The organism is Terriglobus sp. 2YAB30_2 (genome assembly GCF_052114765.1).
Classification (GTDB): domain Bacteria; phylum Acidobacteriota; class Terriglobia; order Terriglobales; family Acidobacteriaceae; genus Terriglobus.
In genome coordinates, this window is the sequence record NZ_JBFRFJ010000010.1 from 1 (window position 1) to 21,916 (window position 21,916).

17 protein-coding genes are annotated in these 21,916 nt (G+C 60.4%); 9 read left to right on the plus strand and 8 right to left on the minus strand.

The window, feature by feature from the left end; genetic code table 11:
- Positions 1–581: 581 nt before the first annotated feature.
- A complete protein-coding gene (locus AB4Y89_RS15495) occupies positions 582–2,261 on the minus strand; it encodes a hypothetical protein (RefSeq protein WP_442301843.1) in 1,680 nt (559 codons plus the stop codon).
- A 106-nt stretch (positions 2,262–2,367) separates the two neighbouring features.
- Here AB4Y89_RS15495 and AB4Y89_RS15500 point away from each other — a divergent pair, with 106 nt between their 5' ends.
- Together AB4Y89_RS15500 and AB4Y89_RS15505 are read left to right on the plus strand one after the other, a co-directional pair.
- Entirely contained in the window at positions 2,368–4,350 is a 1,983-nt protein-coding gene (locus AB4Y89_RS15500) for an ABC-F family ATP-binding cassette domain-containing protein (protein ID WP_442301844.1), read from the plus strand.
- 2 nt (positions 4,351–4,352) lie between these two features.
- Complete coding sequence (locus tag AB4Y89_RS15505; protein WP_442301845.1) at positions 4,353–7,151, plus strand: phosphoenolpyruvate carboxylase; 2,799 nt, start codon at positions 4,353–4,355, stop codon at positions 7,149–7,151.
- A gap of 71 nt (positions 7,152–7,222) precedes the next feature.
- Here AB4Y89_RS15505 and AB4Y89_RS15510 read toward each other — a convergent pair whose 3' ends face one another.
- Together AB4Y89_RS15510 and AB4Y89_RS15515 are read right to left on the minus strand one after the other, a co-directional pair.
- On the minus strand, positions 7,223–7,441 hold the full coding sequence (locus AB4Y89_RS15510; protein ID WP_442301846.1) for a hypothetical protein: 219 nt from the start codon (positions 7,439–7,441) through the stop codon (positions 7,223–7,225).
- Positions 7,442–7,477: 36 nt separating this feature from the next.
- A complete protein-coding gene (locus AB4Y89_RS15515; RefSeq protein WP_442301847.1) occupies positions 7,478–7,726 on the minus strand; it encodes a hypothetical protein in 249 nt (82 codons plus the stop codon).
- Between the two features lie 109 nt (positions 7,727–7,835).
- On the opposite strand from AB4Y89_RS15515, the gene nadC reads away from it, so the two are divergent.
- From nadC to AB4Y89_RS15545, 6 genes are all read left to right on the plus strand, one after another.
- Positions 7,836–8,729 carry a carboxylating nicotinate-nucleotide diphosphorylase gene (gene nadC / locus AB4Y89_RS15520; protein WP_442301848.1) on the plus strand — a complete coding sequence of 298 codons (894 nt, stop codon included), beginning with the start codon at positions 7,836–7,838 and terminating at the stop codon, positions 8,727–8,729.
- Positions 8,729–9,499: a biotin--[acetyl-CoA-carboxylase] ligase gene (locus tag AB4Y89_RS15525; protein ID WP_442301849.1), complete on the plus strand. Its 771-nt coding sequence runs from the start codon at positions 8,729–8,731 to the stop codon at positions 9,497–9,499. The genes nadC and AB4Y89_RS15525 overlap by 1 nt, the downstream gene beginning before the upstream one ends.
- Before the next feature lie 30 nt (positions 9,500–9,529).
- Positions 9,530–10,357: a type III pantothenate kinase gene (locus AB4Y89_RS15530; RefSeq protein WP_442301850.1), complete on the plus strand. Its 828-nt coding sequence runs from the start codon at positions 9,530–9,532 to the stop codon at positions 10,355–10,357.
- A gap of 2 nt (positions 10,358–10,359) precedes the next feature.
- Positions 10,360–11,076: a hypothetical protein gene (locus tag AB4Y89_RS15535; RefSeq protein WP_442301851.1), complete on the plus strand. Its 717-nt coding sequence runs from the start codon at positions 10,360–10,362 to the stop codon at positions 11,074–11,076.
- Positions 11,073–12,359 carry a 23S rRNA (uracil(1939)-C(5))-methyltransferase RlmD gene (rlmD, locus tag AB4Y89_RS15540; protein ID WP_442301852.1) on the plus strand — a complete coding sequence of 429 codons (1,287 nt, stop codon included), beginning with the start codon at positions 11,073–11,075 and terminating at the stop codon, positions 12,357–12,359. Before AB4Y89_RS15535 ends, rlmD begins: the two co-directional genes overlap by 4 nt.
- A gap of 93 nt (positions 12,360–12,452) precedes the next feature.
- On the plus strand, positions 12,453–15,197 hold the full coding sequence (locus AB4Y89_RS15545; RefSeq protein ID WP_442301853.1) for a DNA internalization-related competence protein ComEC/Rec2: 2,745 nt from the start codon (positions 12,453–12,455) through the stop codon (positions 15,195–15,197).
- On the opposite strand, the gene AB4Y89_RS15550 is transcribed toward AB4Y89_RS15545, so the two are convergent.
- The 5 genes from AB4Y89_RS15550 to AB4Y89_RS15570 form a co-directional block, all read right to left on the minus strand.
- On the minus strand, positions 15,187–15,927 hold the full coding sequence (locus tag AB4Y89_RS15550) for an SDR family oxidoreductase (protein WP_442301854.1): 741 nt from the start codon (positions 15,925–15,927) through the stop codon (positions 15,187–15,189). The two genes, AB4Y89_RS15545 and AB4Y89_RS15550, sit on opposite strands and share 11 nt — an antisense overlap.
- Before the next feature lie 10 nt (positions 15,928–15,937).
- Entirely contained in the window at positions 15,938–17,266 is a 1,329-nt protein-coding gene (locus tag AB4Y89_RS15555) for an FAD-binding oxidoreductase (protein ID WP_442302012.1), read from the minus strand.
- Positions 17,267–17,623: 357 nt separating this feature from the next.
- Entirely contained in the window at positions 17,624–17,998 is a 375-nt protein-coding gene (gene rplT, locus AB4Y89_RS15560; protein ID WP_442301855.1) for a 50S ribosomal protein L20, read from the minus strand.
- Positions 17,999–18,182: 184 nt separating this feature from the next.
- A complete protein-coding gene (gene rpmI, locus AB4Y89_RS15565) occupies positions 18,183–18,380 on the minus strand; it encodes a 50S ribosomal protein L35 (RefSeq protein ID WP_442301856.1) in 198 nt (65 codons plus the stop codon).
- A 168-nt stretch (positions 18,381–18,548) separates the two neighbouring features.
- A complete protein-coding gene (locus AB4Y89_RS15570) occupies positions 18,549–19,088 on the minus strand; it encodes a GNAT family N-acetyltransferase (RefSeq protein WP_442301857.1) in 540 nt (179 codons plus the stop codon).
- 151 nt (positions 19,089–19,239) lie between these two features.
- On the opposite strand from AB4Y89_RS15570, the gene gyrB reads away from it, so the two are divergent.
- A complete protein-coding gene (gyrB, locus tag AB4Y89_RS15575; protein ID WP_442301858.1) occupies positions 19,240–21,852 on the plus strand; it encodes a DNA topoisomerase (ATP-hydrolyzing) subunit B in 2,613 nt (870 codons plus the stop codon).
- The last annotated feature ends 64 nt before the right edge of the window (positions 21,853–21,916 follow it).

Below are 21,916 nucleotides of genomic sequence, written 5' to 3' on the forward strand. Positions count from 1 at the left end.
ACGAAGCCCCGCTAAAACAACTCCTTCCGATACAACAAAGAAAATGTCCCGCAGAAAACCCGATAAAACAACTCCTTCCAGACGCCACAAAGAAATCCAGCAACTAAGGCCCACTCAACAAAGAGAAGATCCCTCACTCACACAGACTCGTAAGGCCCGGCCCCATCCCCGGTAGTCAGACCATGTAGCCCATATGTGCCGTTTGCCCTCGATTCTCCAGCCTTCGGTCATATGTAACGTCCAAGCGCCCTGAGGATTCCCTGACGTGCCATCGCGGCGAATCCGGCCTGGTTGCAGGTCGCCAAATTCGGCGAAGATCGCCGATCCGTAGCCTTGCCAGAGGTGACTAAGCGGAAGTCCCTGGAGCAGGGCCGCGAGTTCCTGAACATCTGTCTGCTGCAGGGGGCGCACACAGACGAAGGTAGCAGAGGGCTTATGATGCCTGTGTCGCATGAGTGAGGGCAAAGCGATTCGAGCTTGCGCTCGAACGTCCCACATATGCTTCGCATATATGGGGCACCCGGTGCATGGTGAGCCTAGGCCCAACTAGCAACCAGGAACTAGCAACCAGCAACTAGCCGTTACTGCGGTGGCGGCAAATCCTTCCCCAGGTTCTTTGTACGGGCATCCTTGAAATCCGTACCGAAGTGCGGTTCGTCCTTGGTGCCGTTGATCTTCACCGGAATCTCCGCGCCCGCGCCATGTTTCTTGAAGAACGGGTCAGCGGGCTTCAGCAGCCATCCCTTCCATCCCGTCACCATCTGGCTTATCCGCGCCTTGGTGCGGACCTTGCCGACGAAGTCGAAGGTGTTGCCGTCGGTTGAGTACTCGCCGAGCATCAGCACCTGGGCTCCCGGCATGTCATAGCGCAGTGAGGGAACGTTGATGATGCCGTTCTTGAGCTGGAAGCTCCCGCGCATGTCACTGGGGATATCGAAGGTTGCGGTGCCCTGCGCGTTGGCTTCTTTGGGGCGGCCCTGGGCGCGCATGCTCAGGGCATCGATCTTCTCCTGAATCTTGTCGCTGGTGAAGTGGGCGTTGCGGATCTCAAAGGTGCCGTCGGTCAGCTCGAGCTTTTTAGCTATGGCGACATCGCCAGGAGGGATATGCAGCTTGGTCTTCATCTTGAAGCCGCCGGTCATCAGCGGAGGTGAGGTTTTGACTCCCAAACGTAGCATGTCTTCGATGCGTGCCTTCGGCATTACGACATCAAGGCGGATGTCTTTGCCTTTGGGGTTTTTGTTGTTGATCACGTGTCCGACGCAGACGAAGTAGCTCTTCAGCAACCATGCCTCGACCGGCTGCAGCAGGACATCCCCATTGGTGCCGTCGATGATGGCGTGAAACTTCGTGTGCAGAGGTACGGGATGTTCACTGACGTCCAGACGAAAGTCCGGTGTGTCGGTTTCGCCGTCGGCAACGATGTCGTCCAGCGTTCCGCCGAAGCTGCCTTTAGAAGAGAGAATTCCGGCGATACCTTTCGTCGTACTCAGGTCGGCATTGGAGAACTCGTAGGTTCCGTCCAGTGGCGTGTCTCCGGGAACGAAGATGTTCCAGGGGCCGAAGTGACCTTTGGAGGCGATGTTACCCAGGGGCTTGGGATTGACCAGTGTAGCGGTGTAGTCGAAGGGGCGCCTTGCGCCGACGTCGACTAAGACCACATGTGCGATATCCCATTGGAGCGGTACTTTGTTTTCCTTGCGCGTCTCCATCACCAGGTCGGCATGGTCCACCACGAAACGGTCGACAACGATCGACTCCTTCGGTGGTTTCTTCGGTTCCGGCGGTGTCACTCTGCGGTCTTCTTTGGGGGGCTTGCGGAGATGTAGACCGGTGACGTGGACTTCATTTACATGCATTGGTGACCTACGCAGGTCGCTCAGCGTGCTGCGGAAGTAAAACTCGTCGATGGCCAGCATCGGTTCTTCACGCCGCTGCCCCTGCGCATTCACCTCTGTCAGATACATGATGCGCAGGCCTTTGCCTTCGACGCCAAGACCTTTGGCGACGGTGACGTGGAATTCATCCAGCTCGACCGGCGATTGGAAGTGGGCGGAGAGCGTGTCGATGATGCGCTGGCGCATCAAGGGCTCAGCGTGTCGGGCAAGCCACCATGTGGCGCCGCCTAAGACCAGCACGCCGAGACTCACAGCCATACCGACCCATTTCAGCCAGCCAAAGCGGCGCTTGGGGCGGGGAGGAGGTGGAGTGGACTCGGAGGCGGGGGAACCGCTGGCAAGCTCGCGTTCTTCGTCGTTCACTGCAATGGCCTTTCTTGCGCGTCGTGCTGGCTTTTCAGATGCTGCATAGGCTGGATGTGCTGCCAGCGAGGGAGGTTGGTGCCACACCTGCGAAAATAGAAGAGTAATGTTGCAACTCGCCGCTGCCGGAAAACGATTCGGCCCCAAACTGCTCTTCGACGAGGCCAACTGGCTGATCACCGCCCATGAACGCACCGGGCTGGTGGGCGGCAATGGCACCGGCAAATCCACCCTGCTGAAGACCCTGGCCGGCATCGAGACCCTCGACTACGGGGCCTTGCACCGCACCAAGGGCATGACCCTGGGCTATCTGCCGCAGGATGGTCTCAATCTCACCGGCCGCACCGTCTTCAACGAGTGCCTCACGGTCTTTCAATCCCAGCGCGAGATGGAGCAGGAGCTCGAAAAGCTCACCCACGCCATGTCGGAGTTCGACCCCACATCTGTCGAGTACACCGAGGTCGCCGAGCGGTTCTCCGAGATCAATGATCTTTTCCATGCCCACGATGGCTATGCCCTCGATGCTCAGGTAGGCAGCGTTCTGGGTGGTCTGGGGTTCAGCAAAGAAGACTGGGGCCGCGACACCAGCGAGTTCTCGGGCGGCTGGCAGATGCGTATCGCCCTCGCCAAGCTGCTGCTGCAGAAGCCGTCACTGCTGCTGCTCGACGAGCCTACGAACCACCTGGATCTCGAATCACGCAACTGGCTTGAAGGCTATCTGAAGGGCTATCCGCACGGCTTCATCCTCATCTCGCACGACCGCTACTTTCTCGATGTCACCGTGGAGAAGATCGCGGAGGTATGGAACAAGCGGCTGCACTTCTACACCGGCGGCTATGAGAAGTACGTCACCCAGAAACAGGAGCGCAAACAGCAGCTTCTGTCGGCATATAAGAACCAGCGCGACCATATTGAGCAGCTCGAGGCCTTCATCGGCCGCTTCCGCTACCAGGCCACCAAAGCCAAGCAGGTGCAGTCGCGCGTCAAGGAGCTCGAAAAGATCGAGCGCATCGAGATTCCCGAAGAGGAGTCCACCATCCACTTCACCTTCCCGCAGCCGCCGGCCAGCGGACGTACCGTTCTTGAAGCGAAGGGGATCGATAAGTCCTACGGCCCCAAACAGGTTCTGGAGAACGTAAGCTTTACCATCGACCGCGGCGACCGTATCGCCCTGGTAGGAGCAAATGGAGCCGGCAAATCGACGCTGATCCGCCTGCTCTCGCAGCTTGAACCGCCCACCTCCGGTGAGATCAAGCTGGGCCACAACGTGGCAGCCGACTACTTCGCGCAGGACCAGTACAAGGTGCTCGATCCGCAGGCAAAGATGCTGGACGATATCTCGTCTGCTGCGCCAAAGGTGCCTGAGGTCGAGCTGCGCGGGCTGCTGGGCTGCTTCCTCTTCTCCGGGGACGACGTCTTCAAACAGCTTGGAGTGCTCTCCGGCGGCGAGCGCAATCGCTATGCTCTGGCCAAGATGCTGGTTTCGCCCGCCAACTTCCTGCTGATGGATGAGCCCACGAACCATCTCGACCTGCGCGCCAAGGATGTGCTGCTGGAGGCTATCCGCAACTTCACCGGAACCGTGGTCTTCGTCTCGCACGATCGCTACTTCATCGACGGCCTGGCGACGAAGGTCTTCGAGGTAGAAGGCGGCCACGTCCACGTCTATCCGGGAAATTATGAGGATTACCTGCGCAGCAAGGAGAGAGCAATTGCTCCGGTAGACTCTCTTGCCAACACCGACTCTTCCCCGAGGGTGCCCCACCCTCGCAACGCTAGGGTGGGTTCTGAGGCACAGTCTCCCGAGCTCGCCCAGACCGCGGCATCGTCTTCTACACAAAGTTCATCTACCTTGAAACGCCTGAACCCCATCAAACTGCGTCAACTGGAAGACCGTCTGGGCTCCCTTGAAGAAGAGATTCCGCGCACCGAATCGGCGATAGCGACCACCGAACAGGCCCTCTGCAACTTCGTCTCCGCGGATGAGACGCAGCGGCAGACCGAGCTGCTGGCGCAGCTCCGCGATCAACTACAGTCGCTCATGCAAGAATGGGAAGAGCTCTCGCTCACCCTTGAATCACAGGCATAAGTATGGCTTCGTTGTGGCAACCGAAGAACTGGAGCGAACGTCTGGCCGAATTAGAGGCACAGACGGGCGATCTGAAAGAGGCGCCGTTACGGCGCGATGTGCGTTCGCTGGGCAAGCTGCTGGGCGATGTCCTTCGCGAACAGGTCGGCGATGAGCTGTTCCAACTGGTGGAGACGCTGCGCCTCTCCGCCATTGAGCGCCGCGACGCGGATGCAAAGGGCGATGCCGCCCGGGCGAACAGCAATCTGCAGCAGACCATCCTCAGCATTCACAGCCTGGATGAGAAACAGGCCTATCAGCTGGCGCGTGCGTTTGCCTTCTACTTCGAGCTCATCAATCTGGCGGAGACGAATCACCGCAAGCGCCGCCGTGTGGCGCACGAGCTGAATCCCGCGGCGATCCAGCAGCGCGGATCGCTCCGCGGTACGTTACGCCGCATGAAACAGGTAGGCTACACCGCCGAGCAGGCTTACGACTTTTTGAGCCAGTTGCGCGTGACACCGGTCTTCACCGCGCATCCCACCGAGGTGGCGCGCCGCCTGGTGATGTTCAAACAGCGCCGCATCAGCTATATCCTCTGGCGGCTGGACCGTATTCCCACCGCTCCTGAGCGCCTTGAGGCCCTGGAGCGCGAGCTGATGGCTGAGATCACGGCTCTATGGCAGACCAACGATGTACGCACCGAACGTCCTTCGGTTCGTGACGAGATCCGCATCGGCCTGGATTACTACGAGGCCTCGCTCTTCGCCACGCTGCCCCGGCTCTATGGAGAGATCTCCGCAGCACTGGCTGCCGAATACGGCCTGAAGCCAGCGCCTGCCGACCTGCCGATCGTTGTGGACTACGGCTCCTGGATCGGCGGCGACCGCGACGGTAATCCTTACGTCACGCCCGATGTCACGCGCGAAGCCATTACGATGGCATCGAATCTCCTGCTGAAGCACTACGGCACGCGGCTCCAGAGCCTGTTTGAACAGCTCGGCGCCAGCACCAGGCAGGCGCCGATCTCGAAGGAGCTGTCGAAGCTGGTGGCCGGTTATGTCAAACAGTTCCACGGCACCGAGCACGAGACGTTGGAGCAGCGCTTCGCGCATGAGCCGGTGCGTCTGCTGGTGATCTGCATCATGATCCGTCTCGGCGCTTCGCCGCGCAGTAGTGTGCCCTTCTCCGGCCTGCCTACCTTGCCGCACTATGCCAGCGCCGATGAGTTTCAGCATGACCTGTGCGTGTTGCGCACCAGCCTGATGGAGAATCGCGGCAACCGCCTCGCGGAACTGCTGCTCGATCCGCTGCTGCTGGAGGTGCGCACCTATGGCCTGCATCTGCACACGCTCGACATCCGCCAGCATGCCCGCGTTCATGCTACCGCGGTTGCGGAGCTTGGCGACGTGCAGAGCGTGAACGAAGGTGCACTGCCGAAGCAGCTCTCAGCGCAGACGCTGGAGCTGATCGATACCGTGCGCGCCGTTGCCGAGATCAAGCGGAAGTCGCCGCGAGCCATTCGCCAGTACGTCATCAGCGGAGCTACCGAAAAAGAAGACATGCTCCGCGTCATATGGCTGGCTCGTATGGGTGGCGTTACCGTGGAAGGCCGTGAAGGCGACCCAGGCCTTAAGCCGGTGCCGCTCTTCGAGTCGATTGAAGATCTGCGCAACGCTCCGCGTATCTGCCGCGATGTCTGGACCAGCGAGGCCTACAAGCCGCTGCTCGAGAGCTGGAACTGGGAACAGGAGATCATGCTCGGCTACTCCGACTCGAACAAAGACGGAGGCATGATCACCTCGACCTGGGAGATCTACAAGGCGCATCGCGCGCTGCACCATGTGGCTCGCGAGTGTGGCGTGAAGCTGCGGTTGTTCCATGGCCGTGGAGGAACTGTCGGCCGCGGCGGCGGACCGACGCACCGCGCCATCTATGCGCAGCCCTTCGATGGATTCAACGGTCAGTTCCGCATCACCGAACAGGGTGAGGTGATGAACTGGAAGTACTCCGATGTGGTGCTCGCCGAGCGCAACCTGGAGCTGATGCTGGCCGCCTCGCTTGATGCCCTGGCGCGTCCCGACGCCAAGCTGCAGTGCGATGCTTGCCTGACCGGTCTGCTTACGCCGGAGTGGGAAGGGGCGCTGAACGATCTGAGCGAGACCTCCTATGGTTTCTACCGCTCCAGCATCGTCGAAGACCCCGAAGTCTTTACCTACTTTGAGCAGGCCACGCCGGTGGTTGAGCTGGAGCATGCCAAGATCGGTTCCCGGCCTGCGCGCCGCAGCGGCAAGCGCAATTTTGCTGACCTGCGCGCCATTCCCTGGGTCTTCGGATGGATGCAGAGCCGTCACCTCGTGCCCGCGTGGTTCGGCGTCGGTCATGCGCTGGAGATCTTCGCCGCCAAAGGACCGGAGGCTCTGGCCCTGCTGCAGCAGATGATGCGCGAGTTCCCGCTCTTCATCGACATGATCCGCAACGTGGAGATGGCGCTGGTGAAGAGCGACTTCGGCATCGCACGTATGTATGCCGGCCTGGTGAAGGATGAAGAGCTGCGTGAGCGCGTCTGGTCGAAGCTGCTCGCTGAGTTCGAGCGCACAAAGAAGATGGTGCTGGCTGTAACAGGACAGACAGAGTTGCTTGCCACCAACCCGGTGCTTGCGCGGTCGGTGCGTCTACGCAATCCGTATGTCGATCCAATGAGCCTGATCCAGGTGGAGCTGATGCGGCGTAAGCGCGATGAGGGAGAGACAGAAGACCTGAATCGCGCCATCACGGCGACCATCAACGGTATCTCAGCAGGTCTGAGAAATACCGGCTGATACACGTGGCAGATATGCAGATATAACGAAGGCCCGCACCTCTGTTGCGGGCCTTCGTGTTTTGCTGAGATCTAGCGATGCTGTTTGCCGCTACGGCTTTGCATTGCAGGTGGCTGGCGCAGACTGTTGCCATGGCTACCGGAGTTATTGCCGGAAACCTCCTGCGGTTTCATGTGTTGCATGCCGTCGGCACTAGTATGGGCGGCGTAGCTGCGGTCGTGGCCTCGGTTGTGCACGGGTTCCTTGATGTCCCCGTGTTGTTTGAGTGGAGTCGATTGCCTATTGCTCATCCTCTTCTCCTTTCCGCGGTTTATGCCATGCAGCGATCACGCTGCTTCTGTCTCGCTCTCGTCTCCAATTTCCGGTGACCTGGCAGCCTTGTCACCGGGTGGGGATGGAGCGCCCCAATCATACTCGTGACCGGGATATTTCTCTTCCACGCCGGGGGGGCCAATAGCTGGGATGCGGCGTTCGTCTTCGAACAATTGCCAGCCCTGTTCATGTGCATATTCGCCGGAAAGGCCGCGTGTGCGGTTGGTGAATCCGACGGGTTCGTGATGGAGTGCCTCGACCATCGTCTGTCACCCCCTTTTGATCCGTGTTGAGATGGGGCCACCCGGCAGGTGGATGCCCGGTTCCGGAAGAAATATGCAAGTCTTCGGCAGGCACCAGAAACGCCGTAGAATGAAGCGCATGGACTGGAAGAGCAAGCGCGTGACTGCCCTGCTGGAAGCCGCGCTGGTAGAAGACCGTGCGACCGAAGATGAGACCACCCGGCTGACGATTGATCCTTCGCTGCGAGCCTCCGCGTCGATCCTGGCAAAAGAAGATAGTGTCGTCTCCGGATTGGGGTGTATTCCCGCATTCCTTGAGATCTTTGCCCGGCTCAGCAAGAAGCCCGTCGGGCGTTTCGAGGTCATCAGCCACCCGGAGATTTTTGATGGCGTGCGGGTGAAGAAGGGGCAGGCGCTGGCGGTCATCCGCCACAACGCCGCGTCTATCCTCTCCTGCGAGCGCGTGATTCTGAACCTGATGCAGCGCATGAGCGGAATTGCGACTCTTACCGCACAGTACGTGCGCGAGGTGCAGGGAACGAAGGTCAAGGTGCTGGATACGCGCAAGACACTCCCCGGGATGCGCCTGCTGGAGAAGTATGCCGTGGCTTGCGGCGGCGGCACCAACCATCGGCAGGATCTGCACGACGGAGTCCTCATCAAGAACAATCACATCTCACTGGGCGGCGGCATCCCCACGGTGTTGAAGAAGGCTCTGGAAGACCGTCGCGGCGGCCAGAAGATACAGGTCGAGGTTCGCACCTTTACGGAGCTGGACCAGGCACTGCTGGGCGGGGCGGAGGCATTGTTGCTGGACAACATGACCCCCGCCGAGGTCGCCAAGGCGGTTAAGGTAATCCGCAAGCGGGCTCCGGGCGTCTCGATTGAGGCCAGCGGCAACATGAACCTGAAGACCATCGGCAGCTATGCCAAGACCGGTGTGGATTTCATCAGTGTCGGCGCGCTGACGCACTCCGCCGTTGCCGTCGATTTCAGCATGAAGATCACCGCGGACGTGTACTGATGTACGGCCTGGCCGCATTGCAGGCTGAACTTCGCGGAACCATCTTTGCGGACCAGGTCGCGTACTTCCCCACGATCGACTCGACCAATACCTATGCCCTGGCGCAGGCGCAGCGGGGAGCTCCCCATGGCAGTGTCTACCTGGCGGGGGAACAGACGGCGGGCCGGGGACGCAGCGGGCACCAGTGGCACTCGCGCCCGCAGGACGGCATCTATGTCAGCGTTCTGGTGCGTCCCTCGCTGAGCAGTGACCGGGCGCTGTGGCTATCGCTGATTGCGGGCATGGCGGTGAAAGCGGCCATCGAACRGACGACCGCGCTGGCGGCCGATATCCGCTGGCCCAATGACGTTTTACTGCATGGGAAGAAGTGCGCCGGCATCCTCGTAGAGTCGGCTTTTGCAGGCGACGCGATGCGATACGCAATCATCGGCATTGGTCTGAACGTGAATCACGAGAGCTTTCCTGAGCCGCTTTCCCAGACTGCGACTTCGCTGCACCAGGAGACCGGGCATCCCCACAGTCGCGAGGTTCTTCTAACCGCTCTGTTGCGCGCCCTGGAGGCGGAGCTGAAGGTATTAGCGGCGGGTGAGGACGTGCTGGAGCGGTTCACCGCAGCTTCCTCCTGGGTGCGGAATAAGCAGGTGAGCGTGGCCGAAGACGAGGGCTATACTGGGGTGACGTGCGGGTTGAACCCTCAGGGGTTTCTGCTGGTTAATACCCGTGATGGTATGCGCACGGTCCGCTCCGGCGGTGTGCGTCCTTGCGAATGACCGAAGGGAAAGAGGCTAAGAGAGCGTGCAATGCTACTGGCACTCGACGTAGGAAACACCAACATCATGCTGGGCGTGTATGACCGCCCTGAGGCCGGCCAGCCGTCAAAGCTTGTCGCCGACTGGCGTGTTACCACCATTCACCACCGCACCGTCGACGAGATGAGTGTTCTTCTGCGAGAGCTCTTCGAGCTGCGCAGTCTAAAGATTGAAGATGTAACCGGAATCGCTATCTCCTCCGTCGTCCCGCCCGTCGACCACGTGTTGCGCCGTGTCTCGGAGACGTTATTCAAAATCCGGCCGCTCTTCGTAGAGCCGGGTATTCGAACAGGTCTCGCCGTCCTGGTCGATCATCCTACCGAGGTCGGCGCCGACCGCATTGTGAACTGTGTCGCGGCCTTTGAGCGCTATGGCGGTCCCTGCATCGTGGTGGACATGGGCACGGCCACAACCTTCGATGTCGTCTCGGCCAAGGGTGAGTTTCTCGGTGGAGCTATCGCTCCGGGGCTGGGTATCTCTGCCGATGCGCTCTTCAATCTGGCGGCGCGTCTGTCGCGGGTTGAGATCCGTAAGCCCTCCAAGATCATCGGCACCAATACGACCGACAACATTCAGATCGGTCTGTACTACGGCTACATCGGCCTCGTGGATGGCATCCTGGAGCGGATGATTACTGAACTCGCCGCCCCGGTGAAGACAATTGTGACCGGCGGTCTCGGCAAGCTGATCGCGCCCGGTTCGCGCTATCTCGATACGGTCGACGAGTTGCTTACCCTTGAAGGTCTCCGCATCATCTACGACCGCAACCAGGAGCGGCGCCGCCGGCAGGGCGAAGCTGCAAAGGTGTTGCAGGCGTAGCTGTGCTGAATTATTTCAACTACTTCACTGAGATTGAGCAGCGTTTTCAGCAGCGGCGCGGATCGCTTCTCATGCTCTCCACGCTGGACTGGGCTTTGATTGAGACCTGGCGCGATGCCGGCATCCCGCTGGAAGCCGTGCTGCGCGGCATCGATCAGGCATTCGATAAGTACGATGAGCGCCAGCGGCGAGCGCCTCGCGGTGTGCGGAAGGTGAACGGTCTGGCGTGGTGCGCGCAGGCCGTGATGGAAGCAACCGAGGAGATGAAGGAAGCCGCGACCGGCGCCTCCAAACAACCACAAGAAGACCAGGACTCCGGCTTCGAGGGCGAGTCTGTCGCGCGCTACCTGGAGTCGAATGCCGGCATTCTTGCCGGTGCGAAGCTGGCTGCGCCTGCCGATGCGGTAGCTGCCGAAGTGGCAACACGTCTCCATGCGCTGGCCGCGGAGATGCGGGCAACGGCTGGCGGGAATATGGAGCAATTGGACCGCACGCTGACTGTGTTGGAAGAGAAGCTCTTTGCCGGTCTAATGACAGCTGCGCCTGAGGCGGAGTTGACCGCGCTGCGCGAACAGGCGGCACGAGAGCTTGCGCCGTATCGCAGCCGCATGCAGGCCATGCAGATTCGTCAGGTGGAGCAGCAGTTCCTGCAGAAACGCATGCTGGAGGCGCGTAATCTTCCACGTCTTTCGCTCTTCTACATGACTCACGACCTATGAAGCTGCGCATCGAGAAGGCCATCTATGGCGGCAACGGTCTCGCCCGCATGACCGAAGGCGAGCAGGCGGGCAAAGCCGTCTTCGTCCCCTTCGCTCTTCCCGGCGAAGTGGTGGATGCAGGCGTGCGCGCATCGAAGAAAGGCTTTGCCGAAGCGGAGCTGCTCGCAGTGATCGAGCCCGCGCCGGAACGCGTTGCTGCGCTATGCCGCCACTTCGGTGTATGCGGCGGATGCCAGTATCAGCACGCTGTCTACGAGACGCAGCTCGCCATGAAGAGCGGCATCCTGCGCGAGACGCTGGAGCGCGCAGGCGTGCGTCAGCTTCCGGAGATCGCTGTACATGCCGCCGAACCGTGGCACTATCGCAACCGTGTTCGCCTGCGCTGTGAGAACAACCGTCTCGGCTATAACCGCCGCGGATCGCATGTCTTTCTCCCGATTGCAGAGTGCCCTATCGCCGCGCCCCTGTTGTGGCAGGCAGCCCAGGCACTGATGGAACTCCCGTTGGAAGGCATTGCCGAAGTAGAGCTGTTTACGGATACATCCGAAAGCAAACTGCAACTCACCCTGCTTGCGGCAAAGCCTGTTGCATCACCGCGCCTGTCCCGGCTATGCGAAGCGTTGCAATCGAAGATGCCGCAGCTCATCGGCGCCAGTGTGGTGCAGGCCGACCGTGATCAGCGCGGACATCGCGGCCAACCGGATGAGTCCGTGGAAGGCCATGTTGCAGCACAGTGGGGCGAGCCGTTTCTGCCATACACCGCGGCAGGTCAGAGCTATCGTGTCCAGGCAGGCGGCTTCTTCCAGGTAAACCGCTTCCTTATCGATACCATGGTCTCGCTGGTAACTGCGCAGCGCAGCGGACAGCACGCGTGGGATCTCTACGCCGGCGCAGGTCTTTTCACGGCCGCCTTGATGCAGCACTTCGCGCAGGTGACAGCGGTAGAGATCGGTGAGGCCAGCTTTCGCGAGCTTTCATCGCTGGTGACTGCGCCTCATCGTGCCCTTCGCGCCACGACGGCAGAATTTCTGCGCCGCGGCAAACTGCAGGCGCCAGATTTGGTGGTTGTCGATCCGCCCCGTGCCGGTCTGGGAACCGAGGTGGTTGAGCGGCTCGCGGCATTACAGTCGCCACGTATCGTCTACGTCTCCTGCGATCCCGCAACCTTCTCGCGTGATGCAGCCGGACTGCTACAATCCGGCTACACGTTAGCTGAGCTGTATCTCGTGGATATGTTCCCCCAGACATTTCATCTGGAGACGGTTGCCGTCTTCGAGAGATAGCTTTTGCCTGCGGTGTTCGAGAGCATTTTCCCTGTTGCTGGGTATCCCGGAAGGGGTGCGCAGCGGCGTTTTAATTACGGAAAACGCCCATAGATGCAGAAGGCTCTACAGTACACCTACAGGGAAAATGCTCCATCTGTGCACGCGGCCACATCCATTCTCGATAAGTTGTGGCCTCGCTGGGCGATTGAGCCGTTGCGGCTCGGGCGTATTCCTGTCTTTCTGGCGGCTGTAAGTTTCGTCTCCGGCATTCTTCTGGCGCGATGGAACTGGACTCCGGTCGGCTGCCTGCTATGGCTCAGCGCGTGTTGTGTCCTGGTGACATGGCTTGCGCTGCGCTATGCTCCCCGAGTCGCGCTGTGGCCTGCGTTGCTGCTCTGGCTGTTGGCTGGCATGCTGTGTCTGGAAGTGGAACCTCGGGGCGCGTCGGCAGCCGGGTTGGCGCAGTATGCCGATCGTCTTAGCCGCCAGATCACTGCGCAGGTCGTCCGCGTGCAGCCGCTCAACGCGGCAGCTTACGCTCCCGAAACCTTCGATCCCGAGGCGCTGGAAGACGAGTCCGCACCGAAGCGTGCAAATCTCCTTGCCGTGGATCTTGCGGTCGACAGCGTGGAAGAGGTCAAGCCCGATACGTCGCGCATGCTTCCGGTGAAGGGAGGCCTTCGTCTTTATGTGCAGGCCGCCGACGTGACCGCGCTTCCGCAATTGCACTGCGGCGACAGGCTCGCATTTGCCGTGCAGATGCGCACACCGGAGCGCTATCTTGATCAGGGCGTATGGCAGTATGCCGACTACCTGGAACAACAGGGAATCGCCGCCACCGCCAGCATTCATGCAACCGTGTTGCAGCCGATCCCGTCGTCTCATGCTGGATTCACCTGCATATTGCACGCGTGGGCAACATGGTCCGCAGGACGCTTACAGCGCGTTGCTGATTCGCGCGGAAATCGCATGCTGCCTACAATACTGAGGCTCACGAGCGATGATGCGGGCATGCTCAGCGCCATGCTCTTTGGTGACCGAACGCTGCTGGATCATCGCATGCGTCTTGCCTTTGAGCGCACCGGCACTTTCCATGTCTTCGTCGTCGCCGGAATGCATCTGGCGCTATTGGCGGCGATGATCTACATGCTGCTGCCGCGCCGTCTGCCGGAGGGCGGGCGCGTCTTGATTACGATCGGACTCACAACGGTCTATGCGCTGCTCACCGGTTTCCAGCCTCCGGTGCAGCGCGCGTTGACCATGACGGTTGTCTTCCTCCTCACCCGCTGGCTCTCCCGCGAGCCCAGCACGTTGAACGCCCTCGGCCTTGCGGCTGTTGTGGTGATAGCAGAAGCCCCACATCTGATCTTTGAAGCCAGTCTGCAGATGTCGCTGCTGGTCATCATCGCGATCGGAGGCATTGCGGTGCCTCTGCTCGAGCGCACCGTGCAGCCGTATCTCCGGGCGACGCAGCGGCTGCGCCTCTTGCAACTCGACACCGGCCTTCCTCCGCGGATCGCGCACTTCCGCGTATTGCTGCGCATGTACGGTCGGCCTGTGGGCTGGATCTTCGGAAGATGGGCTCGCAGCCTGCCCGCGTGGTTCGTACGTGCCGCACTACACCTCGTGGAACTCGCCTTCGTCAGTCTTGTAGCCGAGATGGTGATGGCATTGCCCATGGCCATCTACTTCCATCGGCTCACGCTCTTCTCCGTTCCGCTCAATCTGTTGTGCGTGCCGCTGCTGGGCATGCTGATGCCGACGGCAATCGTGGCCTTTGTTGCATCCCTGATCTCACCCTGGCTGGCGATCCTGCCGGCTGCGGCGACATCGCTGCTACTGCATGCCATGACCATCATTGCGCGGCGGGTCAGTCACGTACCCGCGGTCGATCTCCGCATGCCGGCCCCTCCGGTGTGGGCCATGCTCTTTGCTCTCACATGCTGGGGGATTTGTTTGTGGCTGGTACGGCGCCGTGGCCGTTGGGTATGGCTGACATCCGTCCTGCTTCCGATGGCGATGCTTGCGGTCACCTGGCCCTACCGTGCCCCGCTCCATCCAGGGCAACTCGAAGTCACGGCGCTCGATGTCGGCCAGGGAGACTCCATCCTGCTTGCCGCACCGCAGGGAGCAACCATGCTGATCGACGCGGGAGGTCAGGTTGGTTCCTCGCAGCCTTCCAATGGAGGCTGGGATGTCGGTGAAGAGGTTGTCTCCCCGTATCTCTGGTCGCGTGGAATCCGCAGGCTGGATGTGGTTGCGCTCACCCATGCGCACAGCGATCACATGGGTGGCATGGCTGCCGTGCTGCGAAACTTTCATCCGCGTGAGCTCTGGGTCAGTGTCGACGCCGGTTCCGCATCGTTCCACCGCCTGGTGCAGCAGGCGCGCGAGCAGGGAACTGTGGTGCGCTGGCTGCACGCTCCAGACTTGCTCGCCTGGGAAGGTCTGCACGTGCAGGTGCTGGCGCCACAGGCATCTGCACCCAATGGCCTTGGGCCAATCAACAACGATTCCCTGGTGATGGAGATCGACTACGGCCGCGCCTCCGTGCTGCTGGAAGGCGACGCAGAGCGGCAGAGCGAAGCCACGATGCTCTCATCGAGCATGGTTCATCCGGTCACGCTGCTGAAGGTTGGCCATCACGGCAGTCTCTCCTCCACAACGCCTGAGCTGTTGCAGGCGCTGCATCCCGGCCACGCTGTCATCTCCGCGGGAAGACATAACCGCTTCGGCCATCCGCGTATGGAGATCCTGCAACGGCTGCAAACAGCACAGATCCGTACGGAGCGTACGGACCTGCGGGGTGCTTCTACGTTTCTGCTGCGTGATGACGGCAGCGTCGCTACAGATTGAGCTTCTTGAAGACCGATTCCGGAATGTGCCGGATCACGAACATGATGATCTTCCAGATGCCAGGTACGTACAGAACATCTTTCTTCGCGTGGATCGCGTCGACGATGCTCTGCGCCACCTTATCCGGATCGGCGAACTTCTCGCTGCCCTTCATGCCCATGGTCATAGCGGTCTTCACCGGACCGGGCTTGATGGTCAGCACGGTGACACCCAGGCGGTCCACGCGGTTGCGCAGGCCATCCAGGAAGGCAGTCAGGCCGGCCTTTGAAGAGCCATAGACATAGTTGGATTTACGTCCGCGCTCGCCGGCCACGGAAGAGATCACTGCCAGCACGCCACGGCCCTGCTTGACGAAGTAGTTCGACAGCCAGGTGCACAGCGAGACCGGCGACAGGAAGTTGGTGTACAGCACCTGTGCGGCTGCGTTGAAGTCTTCTTCCGACTGTTGCTGCTCGCCCATGATGCCGTGGGCGAGATAGGCAACGTCCAGACCGCCCAGTGCGTTGATGGAGTCGGCTAATAGCTGCGGATGCCGTGCAGTGTCATCCAGATCGGCGACTGCGGTCTCCACAAGCCTGGCTCCGCGCGCGCGCAGATCGGCGGCAACGGCAGCCAGCTTATCGGCGCTGCGGCCTACCAGCACCAGGCTGGCGCCCTGTTTCGCCCATACGCGGCACGTAGCTTCGGCAATGCCGGAGGTTGCCCCCAGTACAAGAACTCGTTCGCTCATTGGTGTTGTTCTATTCCTCTCGTGTCACGCGCTCCCAGAAGCTGGAGGAGAGCAGCGGGTCTTTGTAGCGCAGGAACTGCTGCCACTCTGGATAACTCTTCTGGTATTGCCCAGCGGTCATGCGTGCATCTTTGGCCGGGTACAGCTTGCCGCCGAACTCCAGCGTCATCTGTGCCAGGCGATCGAACAGCGGGAAGCTCCTGCCGGGTTTGATGGGGAAGTCCAGCGCCAGCGTAATACCGGGCTGCGGAAAGCTGAGCAGACCCGGCGACGGAACATCGCCGAAGGCCTTCAGTACAGCCAGGAAGGAGGCGAGACCACTCTTCGCAACTTCGTTCAGGATGGCAATGGTGCCCTCGCGCGCATGCTCCCATGGAATGGCGTACTGGAACTGCAGCAGGCCACTGGTGCCATACATGCGGTTCCACTTCAGCACCTTATCCAGCGGGTAGAAGAAGGGCTCATAGTCCTGCAGCGCGGTGACGCGCTTCTTCATCTGCTTATGGAAGAAGACTGTGTTGAAGGCGGCAACCGAAGCCGAGTTCAACATAAAGCTCGGAGCTTCGATGGGGAAGATCAGCTTCGGCTCGGGCGAAGGCTTCAGCTCTCCCGGATTGCGGGTGTGGTCGCCCTGCATAAAGACGCCACGGGCAAAGTTCTTTCCGGTCGAGGAGCAATCGATCCAGCTGACTGTGTATTCCACGTGCTTGCTGGCTTCAGTCAGCGCGAGAAACTCGTCCACTCCGTGGAACTGGATTCCCTCGTAGTCGATCTTGCGGCTGACGATGGGCTTCATCTTCAGCTTCGCCCAGGTGATGACACCGGTGAGGCCCAGACCGCCGATCGTGGCGGCATACCAGTCAGGGTTCTCCGATGCGGAGCAGCGCAGATGGGTTCCGTCCGAACGCACCAACTCAAACTCCGGCACATGGCAGCCGAAGGTGCCGGCCACGTGATGGTTCTTGCCGTGAATGTCGTTGGCGATCGCTCCGCCCAGGGTCACATACTTTGTGCCGGGGGTGACGGGCAGGAAGTAGCCGCGCGGAACGCAGAAGTCCAGAATCTGCGCCAGCGTCATGCCGGCCTCCGCGGTCAGCACGCCGGTCTCCGGATCCCAGCCCAGGATGCGGTTCATCCCGGTAGTGACCATCAGATTGCCGTCTTTCAGCAGGCAGACGTCACCGTAGCTGCGGCCCATGCCCACGGCAAGTGCGCCGTTATGCATGCCGCCATGACGGGAAACGATGGCGGGAAAGTCACTCTGCCACTGCAGGGGAACTACATTTGCGTTGTACTTCGGATAGCGGCCCCACGGTTCAAAGGGAGGCTTTCCGGTCATCTGGTCGTCGCTCTGGTCAGGTACGCTCAAGGTTCTTTGAGGGGATCCGGCGGCAGTGGCCATGAAGACAGCATAGCTGATGGAGTTTACGGAATCGCAAAAACCCTCCGGTTCGGTCGAGTTCAGTATGTTCGTCCTGCCGGGGTGCCCCGCCCTCACAACGTTAGGGTGGGCAGGAAGTCACGGACGCACACGGTTCGCGCGGTAGCGCGCATACCCACGTCCCCAAGGGACACCACCCCCAACGAACAAGTTCGTTGGGGACCCCGGACATGGGGCACCCAGGCTATGGGCACCGTAAACTCAACGGGCGCGACCGAAGTCGCGCCCGTTTGTTTGAAACTTTGCAGCAGTTACTTACGCAGCCTGCTTGGCGGCGGCGTTGGCATCCTTGGCCTGCTGGGCCAGGGCGGTGAAGCCTGCGGCGTCGTTCACGGCGATGTCGGCTAGAACCTTGCGGTCCAGCTCAATGCCAGCCTTCTTCAGGCCACTGATGAACTGCGAGTAGCTCAGGCCATTCAGCTTGGCGGCGGCGCCGATACGGACGATCCACAGAGAGCGGAACTGACGCTTCTTCTGCTTACGGCCGGTGTAGGCAAACTTCAGACCGCGCTCAACAGCTTCCTGCGCTGCCTGATAGAGCTTCGATTTTGTGAGGAAGTAACCACTTGCGCGCTTAAGAATCTTTTTGCGCCGGTCACTGCGTTTTGTGCCACGTTTTACGCGAGGCATCGTATTTCTCCTTTTGCGTACTTCGTTTTGGCGGCTGGAGGTGAGAGTACCTCTTCACGCGCTTGCTGCTTCAGGTCTGGTGTCGGTGTTGCACCCTTGTGCTCACCGAGGGGCCGGTACGCTTTTCTTGGCCCGTTGCTGTCTCCAGCGGCTCAACCTGAAATGGTTCAGATTCTGCCTACGCTCACGCGTAGGGAATCATGCGGCTGACCTTTGCGTGGTCGCCGTCGGAGACATAAGACGACTTGCCGAGCTTGCGCTTCGTCTTTTTCTCCTTCGAGGTGAGGATGTGGCGCATCTTCGACTGACCGCGCTTGATCTTGCCGGTCCCAGTCTTCTTGAAGCGCTTGGCCGCACCTGAGTGTGTCTTGAGCTTAGGCATGGTTTCCCTTACGGAGTTACTGCATTGAACGACGTTTTTCAGTATACCCCAGATTTTGCCGGGGCTGGCCCGCTCCCGTCGCGCTGCACCATGGCTGGAGCAGAATCCCTGGCTGGAGCAGAATCCCTGACAAGGACGAGATGAAGTCGTCGATGCAAGGTGGTCCTGCTAAATCGTCTTCCGCATCCTCACCACCTCAACCGTCAACCCGTCACCCACCGGCGCCTGGTGACGCTCCACCTCGACATACCCGTGCTTCAGATATACCGGATACCCGGTCAGCGTCGCACCCATCTCTAATTCCCGGAACCCTTCGGCCGCGGCGGCCTCCTCGGCCGTACGCAATACCAGGCTGCCTAAACCTTTACGGGCATGGTCCGGATGCACAAAGATCGCCCGGATCTTGGCCGCATCCTTTGCCGGATCGAGCAGCTCCGGTTCTTTGGTTTCGACCTGCGCATCGCCTCCGTAGAGGGTCTTGCGGCGGCTCCAGCCTCCGCAGGCGGCAAAGGCGCCGTCCGGCGCCTCTACGACGAAGTAGGTGCCGTCGGCGACCAGGCGGGTATCGACGGTGAAGATGGTGCGGACGGCGGCATTAATCTCCGCCGGACCGTAGTCTCCGGCCTGTAGTGAGCGGACCGAGATCTCCAGCAACTGTTGCAAGTAAGGGACATCCTCGGCCCGTGCCGTCCGCAGTGTGTATTCCATGAAAAAAGTGTGCCATTTTCCGCGAAAAACGCCATGTTTTGGCGCCCGGGCGCACCAGCAGAAGACCCCCTAAACGTGCTAAAATAAGCATGTCATCGAAGTTTCGAACGGCCACTCTAAGGCGCTCAAATTCAGTAATTTACGGAGCCTGATGTCCACTCAGAATGTTCTCCCCGAAGCACTGCCGGCTACCCAGCCGAGCGGCTCATATACCAGCGAAAATATCAAGGTGTTGGAAGGCCTTGAGGCCGTCCGTTTGCGTCCTGCCATGTACATCGGTTCCACCTCCGAGCAGGGGCTGCACCATCTGGTTTATGAGGTCGTCGACAACTCGGTCGACGAGGCCCTGGCCGGCTATGCAACGAAGATCGATGTCGTGATCCACGTCGACAACTCCATCACCGTCATCGACGACGGCCGTGGTATCCCCGTGGACGAGAAGACACTGCCCAACGGCGATCGTATGCCCGCCGTACAGGTGGTGCTTACCAAGCTGCACGCCGGCGGTAAGTTCGACGCCAGCACCTACAAGGTCTCCGGCGGTCTGCACGGCGTAGGCGTAAGCTGCGTCAACGCTCTCTCGGAAGAGTTCGATGTCGAGATCTGGCTTAATGGCCAGACCTACGAGCAGACCTACTCCAAGGGCGACCCCACCAGCACTGTTCGTCAGACGGGCGTGACCAAACGGCGCGGCACCAAGGTGCACTTCCTGCCCGACAGAACCATCTTCACGGTCACCGAGTACAACTACGACACGCTGGCCAACCGTCTGCGTCAGCTCGCCTTTCTGAACAAGGGCATCGAGATCACGCTGACCGACGAGCGCACCAGCGACGCCAAGACCGGCGACGCCAAGACGGCGACCTTCAAGTACAACGGCGGTATTGCCGAGTTCATCAGGCACCTCAACAAGGGCAAGCAGGTGCTGCATGACAAGCCGTTCTACATGGAGGCGGAGAAGGGCACGCTAGTCGTCGAGGCGGCGCTGCAGTACAACGACTCTTACTCGGAGACGGTCTTCTCGTTTGCCAATAACATCAACACGGTTGACGGTGGAACGCACCTCTCCGGCTTCCGTACGGCGCTGACGCGTACCATCAACGCCGCCGGTCAGTCTCTCGGTCTCTTCAAGGACCTGAAGGAATCACTCTCGGGTGACGACGTCCGCGAAGGCCTGGTCGCCGTGATCTCGGTCAAGATTCCGCAGCCGCAGTTCGAAGGTCAGACCAAGGGCAAGCTGAACTCCGATATCTCGGGCCAGGTGCAGAGCTTCGTCAATGAGCGCCTGGGCGCCTTCTTCGAGCAGAATCCGCAGGTGGCCAAGCGCATCATCAACAAGGCTATCGAAGCAGCACGCGCCCGTGAGGCAGCCCGTAAGGCTCGTGATCTCACCCGCCGTAAGGGAGCGTTGGACGGCGGCGGTCTGCCGGGTAAGCTGGCCGACTGCAGTGAGAAGCAGCCTGACCGTTGCGAGCTCTACCTCGTCGAGGGTGAGAGCGCAGGTGGAACCGCCAAACAGGGCCGCGATCGTAAGTTCCAGGCCATTCTTCCGCTGAAGGGTAAGATCCTCAACGTCGAGAAGGCCCGCTACGACAAGATGCTGGGCCACGAAGAAATCCGTGCCATGATCACGGCGCTGGGCGCCGGTATCGGCAAGGACGACTTCGACGCAGCTAAGCTGCGCTACGGCAAGATCATCCTGATGACCGATGCCGACGTCGACGGATCGCACATCCGTACGCTGCTGCTGACCTTCTTCTTCCGTCACATGACGGAGCTGATCCAGCGCAGCCACGTCTACATCGCGCAGCCGCCGCTCTACAAGATCAAGAAGGGCAAGTTCGAGCAGTACATCAAAGACGACCGCGAGTTCGTGAAGGTGATGGTCAAGCGCGCCTCTGACGGCATGGTGATTCGCTACGGCGAGAATGCTGCCGCGCTGGAAGGCCGTGCCCTGACTGACTTCATGGGCAAGCTGAACGACTATATCGGCTTCTTCGACAAGGCCAACAAACGCTTGCGCAGCGAAGCGGTGACGGCGGCCTTCGCCAACCTCTTCGCACACGAAGGCAAGGATCCGTCGAGGCGCGCCGACTTCGAGACGCAGGACAAGATCAAGGAGCTTCGTGCGACTCTGATCGAGATTGGCAAGGAAGCCAAGTTCAAGGGTGTCTCCGATCCTATCCTCGACGAAGAGCATCAGACCTGGTCGGTAAGCTTTACGGACTCGAATGGCGCCGAGCGCAAGCTCGACTGGACACTTGCCTCCACGCCTGAGATCCGTCAGCTCTTCGGTAAGCACGCGCAGATCAAGGAACAGCTCCAGCCGCCGTTCATGATCGAGTACGTGCAGAAGGGCGCCAAGGCCGATGCGGACGACATCGTTGAAGAGCAACAGACCGAAGGTGTTGCCGAGGCCGCTTCCGCGCCTGGCACCGCCGTGCAGAACAAGGGCGCCAAGCGTGCCTCCAAGCTGCCGCAGGATCCGGTCGAGAAGAAGTCCGCGCGTGACCTCTTCGAGTTCGTCATCGAGCAGGGCCGTAAAGAGTACGACGTACAGCGTTACAAGGGCCTTGGCGAGATGACCGCCGAACAGCTCTGGGAGACCACCATGGATCCCGATCGCCGTACGCTGCTCGAAGTGAAGCTCGAAGACATCGCCGCCACAGAAGAGATCTTCACCACGCTGATGGGCGAAGACGTCGAAAGCCGCCGCCGGTTCATCGAAGAGAACGCACTCGATGTAAAGAACCTCGACATCTAATCCAGAGTTCAACCCAACAGAAGAGGAGGCCTCGGCCTCCTCTTCTGTTTTCTTCAACCATTCC